Annotated in this window: 13 protein-coding genes; 7 read left to right on the top strand and 6 right to left on the bottom strand. The window is 57.6% G+C overall.

Translation table 11 applies throughout. From position 1 onward, the window contains the following. The first annotated feature begins 191 nt into the window (after positions 1–191). Complete coding sequence (locus AC0QKW_RS00635) at positions 192–1,124, top strand: serine hydrolase (protein ID WP_473149138.1); 933 nt, start codon at positions 192–194, stop codon at positions 1,122–1,124. A gap of 156 nt (positions 1,125–1,280) precedes the next feature. After that, positions 1,281–1,850 (top strand): hypothetical protein, encoded by a 570-nt coding sequence (locus tag AC0QKW_RS00630; RefSeq protein ID WP_473149137.1) that lies wholly within the window; start codon positions 1,281–1,283, stop codon positions 1,848–1,850. A 216-nt stretch (positions 1,851–2,066) separates the two neighbouring features. Here AC0QKW_RS00630 and AC0QKW_RS00625 read toward each other — a convergent pair whose 3' ends face one another. After that, positions 2,067–3,962: an AAA family ATPase gene (locus tag AC0QKW_RS00625; protein WP_473149136.1), complete on the bottom strand. Its 1,896-nt coding sequence runs from the start codon at positions 3,960–3,962 to the stop codon at positions 2,067–2,069. A 133-nt stretch (positions 3,963–4,095) separates the two neighbouring features. Then, the gene (locus AC0QKW_RS00620) at positions 4,096–4,656 is read right to left on the bottom strand and encodes a CPBP family glutamic-type intramembrane protease (protein ID WP_473149135.1); all 561 of its coding nucleotides are present in this window, start codon (positions 4,654–4,656) and stop codon (positions 4,096–4,098) included. 74 nt (positions 4,657–4,730) lie between these two features. Here AC0QKW_RS00620 and AC0QKW_RS00615 point away from each other — a divergent pair, with 74 nt between their 5' ends. From AC0QKW_RS00615 to AC0QKW_RS00605, 3 genes are all read left to right on the top strand, one after another. Continuing rightward, entirely contained in the window at positions 4,731–5,012 is a 282-nt protein-coding gene (locus AC0QKW_RS00615; RefSeq protein WP_473149134.1) for a hypothetical protein, read from the top strand. A 283-nt stretch (positions 5,013–5,295) separates the two neighbouring features. Beyond that, positions 5,296–7,521, top strand: coding sequence for a diguanylate cyclase domain-containing protein (locus AC0QKW_RS00610; RefSeq protein ID WP_473149133.1), 2,226 nt, complete (start codon positions 5,296–5,298; stop codon positions 7,519–7,521). An 81-nt stretch (positions 7,522–7,602) separates the two neighbouring features. Next, complete coding sequence (locus AC0QKW_RS00605; protein ID WP_473149132.1) at positions 7,603–8,073, top strand: gas vesicle protein K; 471 nt, start codon at positions 7,603–7,605, stop codon at positions 8,071–8,073. A 61-nt stretch (positions 8,074–8,134) separates the two neighbouring features. Here AC0QKW_RS00605 and AC0QKW_RS00600 read toward each other — a convergent pair whose 3' ends face one another. Then, positions 8,135–10,279 (bottom strand): protein kinase domain-containing protein, encoded by a 2,145-nt coding sequence (locus tag AC0QKW_RS00600; protein WP_473149140.1) that lies wholly within the window; start codon positions 10,277–10,279, stop codon positions 8,135–8,137. A gap of 586 nt (positions 10,280–10,865) precedes the next feature. Here AC0QKW_RS00600 and AC0QKW_RS00595 point away from each other — a divergent pair. After that, entirely contained in the window at positions 10,866–12,074 is a 1,209-nt protein-coding gene (locus tag AC0QKW_RS00595; protein WP_473149139.1) for a Coenzyme F420 hydrogenase/dehydrogenase, beta subunit C-terminal domain, read from the top strand. A gap of 219 nt (positions 12,075–12,293) precedes the next feature. Here AC0QKW_RS00595 and ftsH read toward each other — a convergent pair whose 3' ends face one another. Continuing rightward, complete coding sequence (gene ftsH / locus AC0QKW_RS00590; protein ID WP_473149131.1) at positions 12,294–14,087, bottom strand: ATP-dependent zinc metalloprotease FtsH; 1,794 nt, start codon at positions 14,085–14,087, stop codon at positions 12,294–12,296. Positions 14,088–14,475: 388 nt separating this feature from the next. Between ftsH and AC0QKW_RS00585 the strand changes: the two genes are divergently transcribed. After that, positions 14,476–15,657 carry a TRC40/GET3/ArsA family transport-energizing ATPase gene (locus AC0QKW_RS00585; RefSeq protein WP_473149130.1) on the top strand — a complete coding sequence of 394 codons (1,182 nt, stop codon included), beginning with the start codon at positions 14,476–14,478 and terminating at the stop codon, positions 15,655–15,657. 208 nt (positions 15,658–15,865) lie between these two features. Here the strand turns inward: AC0QKW_RS00585 and AC0QKW_RS00580 are convergent, their stop codons facing one another. After that, positions 15,866–16,105 (bottom strand): antitoxin, encoded by a 240-nt coding sequence (locus AC0QKW_RS00580; protein WP_473149129.1) that lies wholly within the window; start codon positions 16,103–16,105, stop codon positions 15,866–15,868. A gap of 95 nt (positions 16,106–16,200) precedes the next feature. After that, positions 16,201–17,397, bottom strand: a complete 1,197-nt coding sequence (locus AC0QKW_RS00575; RefSeq protein WP_473149128.1) for a hypothetical protein — start codon at positions 17,395–17,397, stop codon at positions 16,201–16,203. Between the last annotated feature and the right edge of the window lie 252 nt (positions 17,398–17,649).

Genomic DNA, 17,649 nt, shown 5'->3' with positions numbered 1-17,649 from the left:
TAGACTCAAAGACATGGCTGAGGTGCTTAGAATTCAACACTTTGAGCGTAACCCTCAGCCTTTCTTTCTGCACTTCACTCGTTGTCGAACTCAGGTTATAGATCAGATATCTGGGTCTGCTTCTACACATCCACCGCCATGGTGAAGGATGATTTGATCAACAGACGGTTATCAAGAACACAGCGCTGGCTATGACATTTTTTTTTGCCTCTGACTCTGCCCTCCAAACCACCCTTGATCAAATCATTGATCAACTGCGGGCCGAGTTTGCCCTGGCTCCGACCCAGCTAGCCGTCACCTGGGTGGTCTACGACCCGCCCTATATTGTCAATACTGGCGGTGCTCTTACGGCCACAGATTTTTGGCAGCACCGCCCTCGGGGGGCGAGCTATCGCGGCGTCGAGCTGATCTACCCGGCCAGCGTGGTAAAGCTGTTTTACCTGGTGGCGGCCCACGAGTGGCTAGAGCAGGGCATGATCGCCCCATCGACAGAGCTAGACCGGGCGCTCAAAGATATGATTGTCGACTCTAGTAATGATGCGACTTCGTTGGTGGTCGATGTGCTCAGCGGTACCACCAGCGGCCCCGATCTACCCCCCGGCCCCTTTGCCACCTGGTGTCATCAGCGCAATATCGTCAACCGCTTCTTTCAGTCGATTGATTGGCCAGAGCTGGAAGGAGTCAATATGAACCAAAAACCCTGGGGCGATGGCCCCTATGGCCGCGAGCGGGCCTTTGTGGGTGAGCAATACGACAACCGGAATATGCTGACCACTAACGCCGTGGCGCGGCTGATCCACAGCATTGCCGGAGGGGTAGCAGTATCGGCGGCCCGTTCCCAGGCCATGCTCGACCTGATGGCGCGCACTCTGCCTGAGCGATCCCCAGCCCCCGGTGAAGAAGACCAGGTGACGGGCTTTTTGGGCGCCGGTCTACCACCGGGCAGCCGATTTTATAGCAAGGCAGGGTTTACCAGCCGCGTGCGCCACGATGCTGCCTACTTTGAGCTGCCCAGTGGTGCCCCTAGTCTGCTGGTGGCCTTCATAGAGGGATCGCAACACAGCCAAAATCGGCAAATATTACCGCAGCTAGCCCGTCTGATCGCCCAGCAAATGACGGCCTAGGGGGCGATCGCCTACGCCCAAGCTCCTCTCTCAACCTCACCGCAGTTTGAGCGCGGTCTGTGTTCCTACCCCCTTCCTATATCGTTGGGCTATAACTAGCAACCACAGCTAATCCTGCTCTGGATCACCAAGCTAATTTATGGATCTGAGGCTGCCATGGCCCTAAAAGAAGAGTTGTTCAGCCAAGTCTATGCGATCGATGAGGCGAATAACGCCTACATGATCGAAGCTGCCCTCGACCAATACACCGATATTTTTAGTGAATGGGATCCAGCTCCCTTTAAGCGGCGAGAACTCGACCCAGATTTGCAATTTTATTTAGAAAGCAGCGCTGACGAAATTCCTGAAAAATATGACCTTGAGGTGTGTTTTACCCTGCCCCCTGGCAGCCGCGACGAAGCCATGGAGCAGGAGGTCAGAGCCGGGTTGAGAAACAGCGTTGACTTTAAACTCTACCTGCTGAGAAAAGAACTGCGACTGATCAACGCCCGCACCGGTCGTTATGTTTTAGCGGGTTTAGGAACGCTTTTGGTGGCCCGACTGGCTGAACCATTGGACAGCAATATTTTTACCTCGGTGCTGACTGAAGGACTGTTTATTGGCGGCTGGGTGTTTCTGTGGGAGGCGGTTTCGCTGTTCTTTTTCTCTAATCGAGACATCTACGACCGCTACCGCACCTACAAGCGGCTGCGCAACTCTGAGGTTATCTTTACCGAATCTGGCTAGGGCGGGTCATCAATTACAACCAAACCCCTTGTGGGCTCAGCCTTGCCACGCCTGCCCAGACAACAGGCTAGGGGCTGTAACTTTTGATGCTTGGGCCAGACGCAACTAATTGATGGCGGCCCCTAGATCGCGGGCACAAAAACCGGGTTGATGAACCCAAGCCCCAGGTCATACCGAGACATTTCAGCAGAAACTCGGTTTTGGCGTTTTGCCAGCTCATCCCCGATTGGCCACCGAGGTGCGCTGGCTGAGAATGGCCTGGTGGGCTTGCTGCCAGTGGTGGTGGGCAATGCGAAGTTGGCTGGGATCGGCCATGCCCTGGGCGCGGTATTCGCGTACTGCCTCTAGGGCGGCCTGATTGCTGAGCAGGGCCAGATCAGCCCCGTTCCAGCCATCGGTAAGGCTGGCCCAGTGGTTGAGGTCTACGGCCTCTAGGGGGCGATCGCTGTTGTGCACCTGCAAAATTGCCAGCCGTCCCGCCGCGTCAGGCAGACCAATCTCCAGCTGTAGGTCAATCCGACCAGCCCGCAGAATGGCGGGGTCGAGGGCGCTGGGGCGGTTGGTGGCCCCGATCAGCAGCACGTTGGTGCAGCCTTGCAGACCATCCAGCTCGGTGAGCAGCTGCCCGACGACGCGATCGCTCACCCCAGAGTCGCCCTGGTACTGCCCTCGGGCTGGCACCAGGGTGTCGATCTCGTCGATGAAGACTACACAGGGCGCGGCCTGGCGGGCCTTGGCAAACAGCTCCCGCACCGCTTGCTCAGCGGCCCCCACCCAGCGGCTCAGCAGTTCTGGCCCGTTGACGGCGATGAAATTGGCACGGGCCTGGGCGGCGACGGCCTTGGCCAGCAGGGTTTTGCCGGTGCCCGGAGGCCCCCAGAGCAGCAGGCCGCGCGGGGCTTTGGCCCCGGTCTGGGCGTAGAGCTCGGGGTAGAGCAGCGCTCCTTCGACCGACTCTTGTAGGGTTTGCTTGACACTCTCTAGGCCGCCGATGTCGTCCCAGGCGATCGCAGGCGACTCGACCTCCACCGATCGCAGCACCGAGGGCTTGATCGCTTTAATCGCCTGCAAAAAGTCGTCTTGCACCAGGGTCATGGTGTCGGGTACAGGGCCAGCTAGATCGGGCACCTGGCGGCGCAAGGCAAAGTAGGCGGCTTTTTGGCAGAGGGCCTTGAGGTCGGCCCCCACCATGCCCACCGACAGATCGGCGATCGCATCCAAATTCACCCCAGCCAGAGGCATATCGCGGGTTTGAATCTGGAGAATTTCGAGGCGACCAGCGCGATCGGGCACCCGGAACTGCACCTCGCGATCGAAGCGACCGGGGCGGCGCAGAGCGGGGTCGATGTGGTCGGGCCGGTTGGTGGCGGCGAGCACAATCACGCCCTTGGTCTGGGCAAAGCCATCCATCAGGCCTAGCAGGGTGGCGACTAGGCGCTTTTCGACTTCGCCCTCGACTTTGCTGCGATCGGGGGCGAGGCTGTCGATCTCGTCGATGAACACCAGGCAGGGGGCCGCTTTCTTGGCCTTTTCAAAAATTGCCCGCAGCCGCTGCTCGGCCTCGCCGTAGTATTTGCCCATTACCTCGGGGCCGACGATCGCAATGTAGTTGACGCCCAGATCTTCGGCTAGGGAGCGGGCCGTCAGGGTTTTGCCGGTGCCGGGGGGGCCGACCAGCAGCACGCCCCGGGTGGGCTCTAGGCCTAGCTTGGCCAGCACGTCGGGCCGCTTAAGGGGGATTTCTACCAGTTCGCGCAGCTCTTGCAGGGTGGCTGAGAGGCCGCCGACATCGCCCATGGTGGGGTGGCGGGGAGATGAGGGGGAGGGGGAGGATGGGGACGAGGAGGAGGGAGATGGAGGTGAGACGTCGCCAGTGGGGGGTGGGGTGATGATGACTTCTTCGACGGCGGGATCGTTGGTGGGGGTGTTATCTCCGCTGTTGCGGTTCATGCGGCTGACGCCGATGTCGGGGATGTTGCCCTGGCGGGGAATGCTGCTGAGGCTGCGAGCGTTGATCTGCACGTTGGTTTTTAGCTCGCCGCTTTCGGCCTTTTCTTCGAGGGTTTTGGCCAGTTCGAGCAGTTGCTCAAAGCCTTTAAAGAAGTCATTCATGGGCATTACTCGGATAACGGCGGGGGCCGACAGCAACGGTGGGGAGGTGTTTAAGATTCCCCAGGCTTAGGGTTCACTATCGCCAAGTGAAACTACAGATCGCCCCCTGAGCCGTTATAAAAATTGAGAAATACTAGAGTTGCAGAGCACTGTAGCCACCCAAAAACAGCAGCCACACCGTGACCACCAGCCAATGCATGGCGGCCACGACCCACAGAGAACCCGACTTCCAGTAGGCGGCAGTGCAGATCAACCCCAGCAGAGCCGCCGACAGCAAAAACACGGGGTTAGTGAAGGTAGTAAACCCAGTCGGGTAGAGGGTCATGGCGTTGAGCGGGTGCATGACCACAAACAGACCTAATATCGGCAAACCTAGTCGCCAGCGCTTGCGATCGCTCATAATCTCGGTCGGGTGGGGCAGCAGCAGCACTCGCCAAAAGCCTTCTTCAAGTAGGGCTGGCACCACCATCACCCGAGCTGCCAACCGCAGGCTATCGACCCACGAGACATCGGCCAGAGTAAAGGTGAGAAAGTGGCTCAGTAGCCCCACCGGCACTGCCACTAGCCCCAGGGTGGCTGTCAGGCCAGCGGCCACTAGCCAATCGTGGAGCTGAGGCCAGGTGGTGGCGGCCTCCCACAGCCGGTGGGCGGTTAACCTGAGGGTGATGTAGGCCTGAAGGCGAAGATTTTGCACAGCAGAGGCAGAGATCGCAGCAACGGCAAATCCTATGGTTCTATAGTAAACAGCTCGCCCAGGGGTTGACCGCAATGAAGCATGCAGACAGCAAGACTCTGACCCAGCTGGCCCCACTGCTCGATCAAGTGCGTCGACGGGTGCCGCCCCTCACCGAGAAGGGGGCAGGGCGGTTTTATCTCAAATCGGTAGCATTTCTCCATTTTCACTACGATTTGGCGGGGCTCTTTGCCGATTTGAAAGCAGATGGTCAGTGGCAGCGGTTCTCCGTCAACAGCGAGGCAGACTACACCCTTCTGCTGCATGCCCTAGACCAACAACTGCCCCTTCAGGGGAGTGATTTCTCAGGGGAGTGATGGGCAAGACCCTGCTCTCAGCTTAAAAAGGTAAGGGGCGTTGCCCGCGTCTATCACTACTCACTTCCTAGAGGCTGAAAATAAGACTGATAGGCTATACGCTGCCCCAGCGATCGGGGCATGATAACCATAGATTTACGTCCGGGATCAGCTCATTTTCTAGGCAGCTTTTAGAGCCGTTTAGACCATGGGCTGACTCTGCTTGAAACCTGCGTCACTCGTTCCTCGGCACCCCATGCCTTCTCCCGCTGACCCTGAGCCATCCCTTACGCCAAAACCGTCTATGGCCGAGTCCACCACCAGCGACTCTGCTGTAGACGCCCCTGGGGCCGTGGCCAAAAAGCTGGCGGTGGTTCAGGGCTTGCCGTGGATCAAGCTGTTTGAAACAGCTCTAGATGCCATGCTGATTGCCGATAATGATGGCTATTACCGAGATGCTAACCCAGCGGCCTGTAAGCTCCTTGACTTACCCCGGCAGGCCGTGGTGGGGCGGCGGATCAGTGATTTTTTGCACCCTGGCGTAGATTTTGATGGCGTCTGGCAGCATTTTTTGACCCAGGGGCAAGGCCAAGGCGAGCAGCAGCTGGTGCTCCTCAATGGGGTCGTTAAAGCGGTGGAATTTTCGGCTACGGCCCACGTTTACCCCAACTACCACCTGTCGATTTTGCGCGACATTACCGATCGCAAGCGGGCCGAGGCCGAACGCGACGCCCTCTCTCGCCAGCTAGAGCAGTGGGTCATCAGCAGCGCTGAGAAACTAGAGCAGACCGAGGCCGAACTGCGATCGCAGCAGCAGCGCACAGAGAGCATCCTCAACTCTTTAGACTGCGTTGTCTGGTCAGTACATCCCGAAACCCTTGAGACGATCTACGTCAATGCTGCCGCTGAAGCCCTCTACGGCCATAGTCCAGGAGCGTTTTTAGCCGATGCTAACCTGTGGTTTAGCTGCATTCATCCCGACGATCGGCCACTGCTCATGGCCGATGTGCAGGCCCTACTGCAAGATCAAAAAATCGATCGGGAGTACCGCATCTTTAGAGCCGATGGCGAGATGCGCTGGGTGCGGGGCCAGGCCAGTCTAGTGCGCGACGATGCCGGTCGGCCTATACGCATTGACGGCACCAGCTTAGACATTACCGAGCGGGCCAAACTTGAGGCCGAACGCAAACAGGCTGAACAAACCCTCCAAGAAGAACGAGATTTGTTCATGGAGGGGCCGATGGTGCTGGTCAGGTGGAGCCTCTCCGAGGGCATGCCGCTGGAGTATGTCTCCCCCAATGTCAAAACTCAGTTCGGGTACGACCCAGAAATCTTGACCTCCAGGCAAATTCTGCCAGCGGAGTTGATCCATCCCGACGATTTGGCCCGCGTGACTGAAGAAATGGAGGTTTTTATCGCGGCCCAAACCCCTTACTTTGCTCAAGAATATCGCCTGCGCCACGCCGATGGCGAGTATCGCTGGTGCGCTGACTTCAACTATCTGCGCTACGACAGCGACGGCAACGTACTGTCGATGTGGGGCTATGTACAGGATATTAGCGATCGCAAACTAGCTGAGCTGGCGCTGAGAGATCACCAAGCCACCCAGCAAATTATCCTAGAGGCCATTCCCGATTTGCTCATGCGGATCAATGGCGATGGCTACATTCTCAACCTAATTTCTGGGGGCGAAATTAACCTCTACGGGCATATTTCTGTTGACCAGCGCCAGTCGGTCTACGTCAACTTTCCGCAAGACCTAGCCGACCGACGGATGCACTACGTGCGGCTGGCCCTAGCCACGGGCACCCGGCAGCGCTACGAGCACGCCCTAGAGCTAAACGGCAAGCTGCACTACGAAGAGTCGCGGGTGGTGCCCCTAAATGACACCGAAGCATTGATCATCGTGCGCGACATTACCGATCGCAAACAGGCTGAGGCCACCCAGGCAGAGCTCAACCAAAAGCTACAGCTGCTCAACACCGAACTCAAACGGCTGGCCACCATCGACGGCCTGACCCAAATTGCCAATCGCCACAGTTTTGATCAGGCTCTCGATCTAGAGTGGCAGCGGGCTCGGCGTCAGCAGCAGTCGATCGCGCTGATTCTCTGCGACATTGACTATTTCAAACCCTACAACGACAACTACGGCCATCTGGCTGGGGATGACTGTCTGCGCCAGGTGGCCCAGGTGCTCAATGCCGTAGTGCGCCGACCTGGCGACATGGCGGCCCGCTATGGCGGCGAAGAGTTTGTGCTGCTGCTGCCCGACACCACCCTAGAGGGTGCGGTACAGATTGTAGAACAGGTGCAGGGGGCGATCGCCGCCCAAAATCTGCCCCATGCTTACTCTGAAGTCAGCCCTGTCTTGACCCTCAGCTTTGGCCTGGTGTGCCACCGCCCCACCATCAAAGAGCACTCTCCCCGTGAGCTGATTCACCGCGCTGACCTAGCGCTATACAAGGCCAAGGCCCAGGGCCGCAACCGCTACACCGTCAGCCAAGACGACGATCAGAGCCTCACCCCCTAGCCCCGCCCACCAGGGGTTATGCCTCTCCCAGCAGTGGCTGGCTATAGACTTGCCCCTAGAAAGATGCACTAGACTGAGGCTATGACCACTGACCACACCGACCTAGATGCCTTGCCCAGTGTGGCGCTACAGCCCACCACAAAAAGTGATGCGGGCCTAGCGCCCCTGCTGCTCACCGTCATTGAGCTGGTGCGCCAGCTCATGGAAGCCCAGGTGATTCGTCGCATGGAATCGAATGATCTCAGCGACGCTGACCTAGAGCGCGCCGCTGATAGCCTGCGAAAGCTGGAGGAGCAGGTGGTCAGCATGTGCGAAATATTCGACGTTGACCCCGCCGATCTAAACATTGATCTAGGGGAAATTGGCACCCTGCTACCGAGGGAAGGCCACTACTACCCTGGCACCAAAAACCAGAGCCCTACCATTTTAGAGCTGCTCGATCGCCTGCTAGACACTGGCGTAGTGGTCGAGGGCGATGTCGATCTGGGCATGGCACAGCTCAACTTGATTCACGCCAAGCTGAGGCTAGTGCTCACTTCCAAGCCCATTTAGCCAATTCCGCCAAGTTTAGAGTTTGGGTTGGTGATTTTGGCTTGCACACCCATCCACCCCCTCACCCCATCCACTGCCACAGCTTGAGGCTCTTGTCAGAGCTGGCACTACAGAGCACCTTGCCGCCGACCTGGATCGCCGCCTGATGTACGGGGTTGACGTGGGCCGACAGGGTCTCTTGTAGTACGCCGCTCTGGGGGTGCCACAGGCGCAGGGTGCCGTCACTGCCACCGCTCACCAGGCGCTGTCCAGTGGGAAAAAAGGCGACGGTATTCACCTCTTGACTGTGCCCCTGGAGGGTGCGGAGCAGGGTGCCGGTGGCCACATCCCACAGGCGAATGGTGCGGTCTTTGCTAGCGCTGGCGATCAGGCTGCCGTCGGGGCTGAGGGCCACCTGGTTGACGGTGTTGGTATGCCCCGTGAGCACCTGGAGAGTGCTGGCGGTTTGCACATCCCACAGGCGCACGGTGTTGTCGAACCCGCCGCTGATCAGCCGCTGATCGCCATTGGCCAGGGCCACGGTTTTGAGCATACCCGCCGACCCGGCAATGGTTTTGAGCAGGGTGCCCTGGCTGAGATCCCACAGTTTGAGGGTGCCGTCTTCGCTGGCGCTGGCTAGCAGATTGCCGCTGCTGCCCAAAGCGATCGCCGTCACATCGCGGAGATGGCCCTGGAGGGTATGGCGCAGGGTGCCATCGCTGAGGTGCCACACTTTGATGGTGGCGTCGTCTCCACAGCTCACCAGCAGCTGCCCCCGGCGATCAAAGGCGACAGCATTGACCCCCCGGGCATGGCCCTTGAACGAGTGCAACAGATCCCCGGTTTGCCAGTTCCACAGGCGCAGGGTATCGTCTAGGCCACCGCTAGCGAGAATGGGCTGCTGCGGGTTAAAGGCCACAGCGGTAACCCAGGACTGGTGACCAGTCAAGGTTCTCAGGGGTTGCCAGCCACGGCTTCCTGTCGCGGGTCTTGACCTAGGAGACCCAGAAGCAACTGCCGCTGCCCGATCGCCCCCTGAGACCGCTGCCCCCGTCGAGGGCAGCCCAATTGGCCCAGGGGGAAGCGGCTGACGAGACTGACGAGCGCGGGCAGCCTGACCTGAGCGAGGTTGGGTCGGCGCTGATTGAGACTCTAGCTGGGGCGGGGATGGTTGACCAGAGGTCGGTGGTTCTATCTCTCGGGGTAGGGCGGTGGTGGGCATCGCCATGCCAGCACCTTTTTTTGGCCCGCTGAGGGGTGGTTGGGTGAGCCCAACAAATAGACTCTGCTCCGCCTGGCTAGAGACCCAGCCGGGTACCGCTCCTTCTAACTTAGGTAGCCGTTGTAGATCGCTCAGAGCATCTTGGGCAGTTTGGTAACGATCGCTAACCAAGTCTTGGGTGAGGTCATTTAGCAAGTTGGCCAGGCCTGGGTGCAGGGTGCGGCCCTGACTCGCTAGGTGCTCTTGCCACAGCCAGCGACCTTCCTGGGGGCTGTAGAGATCTTCGGGTTTGCGGCCAGTGAGCAGGTGCAGGCAGGTGGCCCCCAGGCTATACAGGTCGCTAGAGGGGTAGGCCTGACCACTGCGGAGTTGCTCAATGGGGGCGTAGCCCTCAGTGCCAATGCGGGTGCCTTGCTCGTAGCGAATCGCCTCGCTAAACTGTTTGGCCACCCCAAAGTCGATCAGCACCGGCTTTTGGTCAGCCTTGCGACGAATGATGTTAGAAGGGGTAATGTCGCGGTGAATGACGCCTTGGTCGTGGATAAACTGGAGCACCGGCAGCAGATCTTCGAGCAGTTGGCGAATGCTGCCCTCACTGTAGGCGGCCTGGGCGGCAATCTCCTGGTATAGGGTGCGCCCCTGCACCATCTGCTGCACCAGGTAGAGATATTTGTTTTGCTCAAAATAGGCCAGCAGGGTAGGAATCTGCGGGTGCTCGCCCAGCTCATGGAGCCGCACGGCCTCTTGCTCAAACAGCTGCACCGCCTTGAGAAATGATTTGGTGCCCTGGGTCTGGGGGGCAAACTGCTTGATTACGCAGCGGCTGTTGAGGCGATCGACATCTAGAGCGAAGTAGGTGCGCCCAAAGCCGCCCCGGCCAATCAGCTTGAGCGGGCGGTAGCGACCCCGCAGCCGTTTCTCTAGGGGGCTGCCGCAGGTGGGGCATACCGCTGCCAGGGTAGCGTGGTTGGGCTGGGTACAGTGGGGGTTAAGGCAGCAGATCATCACAGCGGTAAACCTGTTTGCGTGGCCGCATTGACTAATCTCCAAGCTCAAACCCTGAGGTTTGCCGACTGCGCCGACTGCACAGGATCGGCTTGGGGCTGGATATAGTTTTTGCTGATGCCTTATTCCATTTAACCCGCAATCGGGCGGTGCTGGGGCACCCTACCCGATGGGAATGTGGGGGCTTTATATGGATTTGGCCACCGCAAGCTGCCGGGCAATCGCCGCCAGATCCCAGCCATTCCCCTAGAAAGGAAAGATTTAGCCTAGCTTTAGGGCAATTTTAGGGCGATTTAAGGCCGGAGTGCCGTCTGCCCTAGGGGCTGTCATCAATTAGTCGCGTATGAACCAAAGGTTACAGCCCCTAGTCTGTGGTCTGGGGCGGGCGTGGCAGGGCTGATCCCACAAGGGTTTGGTGGTAATTGTTGTAATTGATGGCACGCCCTCGGGGCGATCGCGGCTCAAACCGGTGGGCATGCCCAGGCCTGCCGATATGTTTCGTAATATTTGGCGCGATCGCTCCAGTTGCCCCAAACCCGTGCGGTATGGTGAAAGACAGTCGTTGTCACCCCTGCCCGCCCATCCTATGACCCTGGCCCAGCCTCCCCACACGCCTGCCCATAAGAAAGCCAAAGCCCTGCGCCCTGGGGCCACCCGCCCTGCCAAAGAACTTTGCAGTGAGTGCGGCTTTTGCGACACCTACTACATCCACTACGTCAAAGAAGCCTGCGCCTTTCTCAACCAGCAGTTTGAGCCTCTAGAGACCCAGACCCACGGGCGCAGCCGCGATCTTGACGCTGAAGATGACATCTATTTTGGCGTTCACCAAGACATGATGGCCGCCCGCAAGCAGCAGCCCATTGAGGGAGCGCAGTGGACGGGGATCGTCAGCACCATTGCCATTGAGATGCTGACTAAGGGGCTGGTGGAAGGGGTGGTGTGCGTGCAAAATACCGACGCCGATCGCTTCCAGCCCCAGCCCGTCCTGGCTACCACTCCCGAAGAAATTCTGGCGGCGCGGGTCAACAAGCCCACCCTATCGCCCAACCTGTCAGTGCTAGAGCAGGTAGAGCGATCGGGCATGAAGCGCCTCTTAGTGATCGGCGTTGGCTGCCAGATTCAGGCCCTGCGGGCGGTCGAAAAACAGCTGGGCCTAGAGCAGCTCTACGTGCTGGGCACTCCCTGTGTCGATAACGTCAGCCGCGCCGGGCTGCAAAAATTTCTCGAAACCACCAGCCGATCGCCCGATACCGTGGTTCACTACGAGTTCATGCAAGATTTTCGCGTCCACTTCAAGCACGAAGATGGCTCCACCGAAACGGTGCCCTTCTTTGGTCTCAAGACCAACCAGCTCAAGGACGTATTCGCCCCTTCCTGCATGAGCTGCTTTGACTATGTGAATGGGTTAGCTGACCTGGTGGTGGGCTACATGGGTGCCCCCTTTGGCTGGCAGTGGATTGTGGTGCGCAACGATCGCGGCCAGGCCATGCTCGACACGGTGATCGATCAGCTCGATACCCAGCCGGTGATGTCGGTGGGCGATCGCAAAGCCGCCGTGCAGCAGAGCATTCCCGCCTACGACAAGGCCGTGACTCTGCCCATGTGGGCGGCCAAACTGATGGGCGTGGTGATCGAGCGCATCGGCCCCAAGGGGCTAGAGTACGCCCGCTTCTCCATCGACTCCCACTTCACCCGCAACTATTTGTACGTCAAGCGCAACTATCCCCAAAAGCTCGCCGCCCACGTGCCCGAGTTTGCCAAACGCATCGTCAGCCAGTACAAACTACCCGACTAGGCACAGCAAAGATCCCGCCTCAAGATCCCAGGGGTCTTCTGCGGGAACACCAGTAGCACTGGCTACCCACGATAGAACGATGGGATCTGCGGTGAAGTCCTGGATGCAAGCCCCCAGGTTCGGCCATCCCCTCTTGGGAGGGGTGCCCGAAGGGCGGGGTGGGTTCAGGCCAGAGAATTGACCCACCCCTACCCCGGCAAGGAGGGGATGAGGTTGCCGCTACACGACGCTGTACCCCTGTGCCAGCCAGCGCTCCAGCGCTGCCGGAGCCTGGGCCTGCCCCAGCAGCGCCGTCAGCCGATCGCCCTCTAGCACCTCGGTCTCCAGCAAAATCTGGGTGGCTGTCTCCATCAGCCCCCGATTTAACCGCAGGATTTCCATCGCCACGGTACGAGCGCCCGTCAGCAGCTGGTTGACCTGACTATCGATCTCAGCGGCGACTCCGGGGCTGGTGGATCGGCGCTCGCTGCCGCCGTCGAGAAACTGGGCTGAGGCTCTAGCAAAGGCTACGGGGCCTAGGCTCGTGCTCATGCCGTACTCGGTAATGGCTTTCTCCGCCAGGTCGGTGGCCTTTTGAATGTCGTCACTGGCCCCGGTCGAGACCTTGCCAAAGGCAATTTCTTCAGCGGCACGCCCCCCCAGCAGGGTGGCTAGCTGGCCCCGCAGCTCGTCTTCGAGCATCAGGTAGCGGTCATGCTCCGGCATCTGGAGCGTGTAGCCCAGCGCCCCCAGCCCCCGAGGCACAATAGAAATTTTGGTCACTCGGTTGCTGCCGGGCATCAGCGCTCCCACCAGGGCATGGCCGACTTCGTGGTAGGCCACGGTCTGCCGCTCGGTGGTGGTCAGCACGCGCGATCGCTTCTCTAGCCCCGCAATCACCCGCTCAATAGCTTCCATAAAGTCGGCCATCAGCACCGCCTGCCGGTTTTGGCGGGCCGCCATCAAGGCCGCTTCATTGACCAGGTTGGCCAGGTCGGCCCCGGCAAAGCCAGCGGTTTGGGCGGCAATGTCCTCCAGATTCACCTCTTCACCTAGGGCTATGCCCCGGCCATGCACCTGCAAAATTGCTAACCTGCCGCTCTTGTCGGGGCGATCGACCAGCACCTGGCGGTCAAAGCGACCGGGACGGCGCAGAGCCGGATCCAGGGTCTCGGGCCGGTTGGTGGCGGCAATCACAATCACGCCGTCGTTGCCGTCAAAGCCATCCATCTCGGTCAGCAGCTGGTTCAGGGTTTGCTCGCGCTCGTCGTTGCCGCCCGTGGGGTTGCCGCCGCGAGTTTTGCCCACCGCATCCAGTTCGTCAATGAAGACGATGCAGGGAGCCTGGCGCTTGGCTTTGTTGAACAGGTCGCGCACGCGGGAAGCGCCCACGCCCACAAACATTTCTACGAACTCAGACCCCGCCATGCTGAGGAAAGGAACGCCCGCTTCGCCTGCGATCGCCTTGGCCAGCAGAGTTTTCCCAGTACCCGGAGGCCCCACCAGCAGCACCCCCTTAGGAATTTTGGCCCCCAGCTGGCGGTACTTGTCGCCGTTGGCGAGAAAATCTACCACCTCTTGCAGCTCTTGCTTGGCCTCATCGACCCCGGCCACATCGGCAAAGGTGACGCCGGTTTTGCTCTTGCCGTAGCTGCGGGCTTTGCTCTTGCCCATGCCCACAGCGGTGCCCACGCCGCCGCCCGCGCTGCTAAATTTTGCCGCCAGCGCCAGCGCCCCTACCAACATACCCGACGAGATAATCAGCCCGGCAATGCTGGCGGGGGGTAGGGGCTCAGGGGCGATCGCCACCTGCACTCCCTGCCCCTTGAGCTTACTCACCACCTCATCGGTGGAGCCGATCGCCTGGGTGGTATAGCGACGGGAACCAAACTGGGGCTTGAGGGAATAGTCGATGCGTTCGGCTTTGCCGTCTCGACGAGAATCGCCCCGCAGCGTCACCCGCTGTACCTGGGCATTGTTGACCTGCTCCACAAAGGTGCTGTAGGCCGCTGGCATAGGGGTTTCCGTTTTCATCGGGCAATGTCCTTAGAGGGTGGGAATTGGCGCGGTGCTAGGAGTTACTGTCTCTGCGATCGCTCACATTCCTGATTGTGGGGCAGCCGCCGCCACCTCCCCAGAGGGGAAAACGCCCCCAGACCAGCGGGTTTACCGAAGCCCAAAGCGCCCTGTTTACGGTGCTCACAACCCATGAGCGGGTTTACCGTAATCCCTCCTCTCCACCCTCCCTATCCCCCATCGACTCCCCGGTAGCCAATGCTCCCCGGTTAAAACCCTTGGGCATAGAAAAATAAAGCAATCTTGGGGATCACGGGCCAAATGCCCCCCGCCCCGCCCTGCGCAAACCCTAAAAACCCTATAGATTAGAGAAATAGGGAACCATAAGGAAAACGAGGACACCCACATGCGGGTATTGTTAATGACCGGCAAAGGCGGCGTCGGCAAAACCTCAGTCGCCGCTGCCACAGGCTTGCGCTGTGCCGAACTGGGCTACAAAACCCTGGTGCTGAGCACCGACCCGGCCCACTCCCTGGCCGATAGCTTTGACATGGAGCTGGGCCACGACCCTCGCCTCGTGCAGCCCAACCTCTGGGGCGCAGAACTCGACGCCCTGATGGAGCTCGAAGGCAACTGGGGCGCGGTGAAGCGCTACATCACCGACGTGCTGCAAGCCCGTGGCCTGGAAGGCATCGAGGCCGAAGAGCTGGCCATTCTCCCCGGCATGGATGAGATCTTTAGCCTGGTGCGCATGAAGCGCCACCACGACGAAGGCGAGTACGACGTGCTGATCATCGACTCAGCCCCCACCGGCACCGCCCTGCGGCTGCTCAGTCTGCCCGAGGTGGCGGGCTGGTACATGCGCAAACTCTACAAGCCTTTCCAGGCCGTGTCTGAGGCACTGCGGCCCCTGGTGCAGCCCTTCTTTCGCCCGGTGGCGGGTTTTAACCTGCCCACCAAAGAGGTGATGGATGCCCCCTACGAGTTTTACGAGCAGCTGATCGAACTAGAGAAAGTGCTCACCGACGCGGGCACTACTTCTGTGCGGCTGGTCACCAACCCCGAAAAAATGGTGATCAAAGAATCGCTGCGCGCCCACGCCTACCTCAGCCTCTACAACGTCGGCACTGACCTGGTGATCGCCAACCGCATCATTCCCGACGAGGTGCAAGACCCCTTCTTTCAGCGGATGAAAGAAAAGCAGCAGCAGTACAAGCACGAAATTCACGAGAACTTTCACCCCCTGCCAGTGAAGGAGGTGCCCCTGTTTGCCGAAGAACTCTGCGGTCTAGAATCGCTTCAGCGGCTGAAAGAAACCCTCTACGCCGACGAAGATCCCAGCCAGGTCTACTACAAAGAGACCACCCTGCGCGTGGTGCAAGAAGAAGGCAACTACAGCCTGGAGCTATACTTGCCCGGTATTCCTAAAGATCAAATCGAGCTGAGCAAGTCGGCGGATGAGCTCAATGTGCGCATCGGCAACCATCGCCGCAATCTGGTGCTGCCCCAGGCCCTGGCGGCACTGCAACCCTCGGGAGCCAAGATGGAAGACGACTATCTGAAGATTCGCTTCGCGACAACTGGGTAGAAATCGGTTGATGTTCGGAAGAGCTGTTTGATCAATTGAGTCAAACAGCTCTTTTTTATGCAAGCTAATTTTCTAATTGGAGAGCAGGGCTGCTTGACTGACAAAGCTCTTAGAGCCTTGATTCTGTCGTAGGTTGGTTTAGCGATAGCGTAACCCAACGAAACCATTGCTAGCGTTGGGTTTTGTGACCTCAACCCAACCTACAGGGCTAAAACGTAATGTCATCCAGAGGAATGAGCCGCTCGTCAATTTCTGAGAAATTGTCGGGTATCCCTTCTAGGGTGGCAAGGAGTGCCAATAAGGATAAGGGCTTGATCGGCTCGACAATGAGGCGATCGCCCTCTTTGCGCAGTAATACCTCGGTACCCGGCAGCGTGAACTCGTGGGGAATCGTGAGGATTTGAGCTTCCTCTGCTGAATGTAGAGATACTTGACGTGGCGATTGCATCAGACAGTACATTGCTCCCAGGGCTGGATAGTAATCAGATGGTTATTTGTGTCTAGCAATGACAAAAGCCGACGTATTGTGTTGGCATTTAAATTCTATTGACCTGATTTGCGTTTTAATTTGAGGTTCTTAGACCTCCCAAACTCCCATTTTATGTATTCGACTTCTTCCAGCAAAGCATCCGTGTGAATCCAATTTACAAATCCAGAAAAAATACATCTGAATTGAGGACTGTAAATGTAAACATGATGCACGTTAGCGAAATTCTTGATCAGCCTAAGTCGTCCGCTATTATCACGGAAATCGAATGACTCAATAACATCCTCCTTTGAGTGAAGCTTTACACCAGGACGAGACATTCCAGGAACCTTTTCAAGCAAGGTGATCACCCTTTCAGACAATTTAATTTGACTAATAATTTGATTGGATACAGATTGCGCAACCTCAAACAGCTTCCAGTAACTATTGTGGGCATCAACTGTACTTGTAATGAGGGCAACCTCTTGCTGACCAATCTTACGTGCTGCTGCTTCTAGCAAGTTGGCATCTTTTTCTATAAATTGATCACGGAAGATGAGTTGGCTATCATCGTCTATGCTTAAGCTTGTACCTAATGGGTATGCAATGACATCAGAAGCATGGATAATGTTTATCCAACTAATTTCTCTCGAAGTATAGCCTTGGATTTTACGTTCGACATCTTGTGCATTAATACCAAGCATGGCATTGAAAAACAGAATGGGGGAACCCATAGTTGTAATGCTTGAGAGAGATGCTCTCTCGGGCTTAACGCCACTTTTTGTCTCCGAAATTAGGCTTCGAATCACATGGGCTGGATCGTCCTCCTGAAATTTGTCTGAGAACAGGATATCCCATAAAATGACTGTCCCCAAGGAATGAGAAACAATGTGAATTTCCTCTTCTTCTGGATGTTTTTCTATAAATTTGCGTAGTTGATCTGCAATAAGTTGCCTTACCTCACGACCTTGCTTCTCATTCATATAGGTGAACATGTCACCTGCAAACTCTGAAATTAGACCCTCCCTAAACTGCCTGTAGCGAAAGGCATCCTTTGCGTTAGTACTGGGACTTCTCTTTTCAAGTTTGTTCAAATCTTTGTCAATCTGATTCCAGATCTTATTGAAATCATTGAAGACATGACCCCAAAAGCTACTGTAGAAATATGGTAATTTTTGATCTGCCTGAATGAATTCTTTCTTAATGCCCTCAATCAGTGGATTAGAATACTTGATATCTCTAGTCGCAACACCATGTATAAAGAAAACCAGCATAATTTGATATTTTTTAGTTATTTAGGAGTCGTATATTGAACTTAAATAAATCTGTGGGCTTGATTTTCGAGGGAAATGTCACGCTTTCTTCATATTCCGCAGGAGCGACACATAAACGGCTCTTTCGGACTCAGGGTGATAAGTCCAACTAATATCTAGGCCTGGTTGACTGACAAAAGTTGGCTGAAAGCTGCTAAAAAGCTTGTGGTACGGTAGTTTCAGGGATTGGAGGAAGAAGTGGGGAGCCAGCGT

The sequence above is a fragment of the Pseudanabaena sp. PCC 9330 genome (assembly GCF_055795045.1).
Note: the sequence above shows the minus strand (reverse complement) of the source record. Positions and strands in the feature narration are given on the sequence as shown.

Bases quoted from the DNA above. Each gene is read 5' to 3' on its own strand.
- AC0QKW_RS00625 (WP_473149136.1), bottom strand. From the start codon at position 3,962: ATGAATGACTTCTTTAAAGGCTTTGAGCAACTGCTCGAACTGGCCAAA.
- ftsH (WP_473149131.1), bottom strand. From the start codon at position 14,087: ATGAAAACGGAAACCCCTATGCCAGCGGCCTACAGCACCTTTGTGGAG.
- AC0QKW_RS00605 (WP_473149132.1), top strand. From the start codon at position 7,603: ATGACCACTGACCACACCGACCTAGATGCCTTGCCCAGTGTGGCGCTA.
- AC0QKW_RS00635 (WP_473149138.1), top strand. From the start codon at position 192: ATGACATTTTTTTTTGCCTCTGACTCTGCCCTCCAAACCACCCTTGAT.
- AC0QKW_RS00575 (WP_473149128.1), bottom strand. From the start codon at position 17,397: ATGCTGGTTTTCTTTATACATGGTGTTGCGACTAGAGATATCAAGTAT.
- AC0QKW_RS00615 (WP_473149134.1), top strand. From the start codon at position 4,731: ATGAAGCATGCAGACAGCAAGACTCTGACCCAGCTGGCCCCACTGCTC.
- AC0QKW_RS00630 (WP_473149137.1), top strand. From the start codon at position 1,281: ATGGCCCTAAAAGAAGAGTTGTTCAGCCAAGTCTATGCGATCGATGAG.
- AC0QKW_RS00600 (WP_473149140.1), bottom strand. From the start codon at position 10,279: ATGATCTGCTGCCTTAACCCCCACTGTACCCAGCCCAACCACGCTACC.
- AC0QKW_RS00595 (WP_473149139.1), top strand. From the start codon at position 10,866: ATGACCCTGGCCCAGCCTCCCCACACGCCTGCCCATAAGAAAGCCAAA.
- AC0QKW_RS00580 (WP_473149129.1), bottom strand. From the start codon at position 16,105: ATGCAATCGCCACGTCAAGTATCTCTACATTCAGCAGAGGAAGCTCAA.
- AC0QKW_RS00585 (WP_473149130.1), top strand. From the start codon at position 14,476: ATGCGGGTATTGTTAATGACCGGCAAAGGCGGCGTCGGCAAAACCTCA.
- AC0QKW_RS00610 (WP_473149133.1), top strand. From the start codon at position 5,296: ATGGCCGAGTCCACCACCAGCGACTCTGCTGTAGACGCCCCTGGGGCC.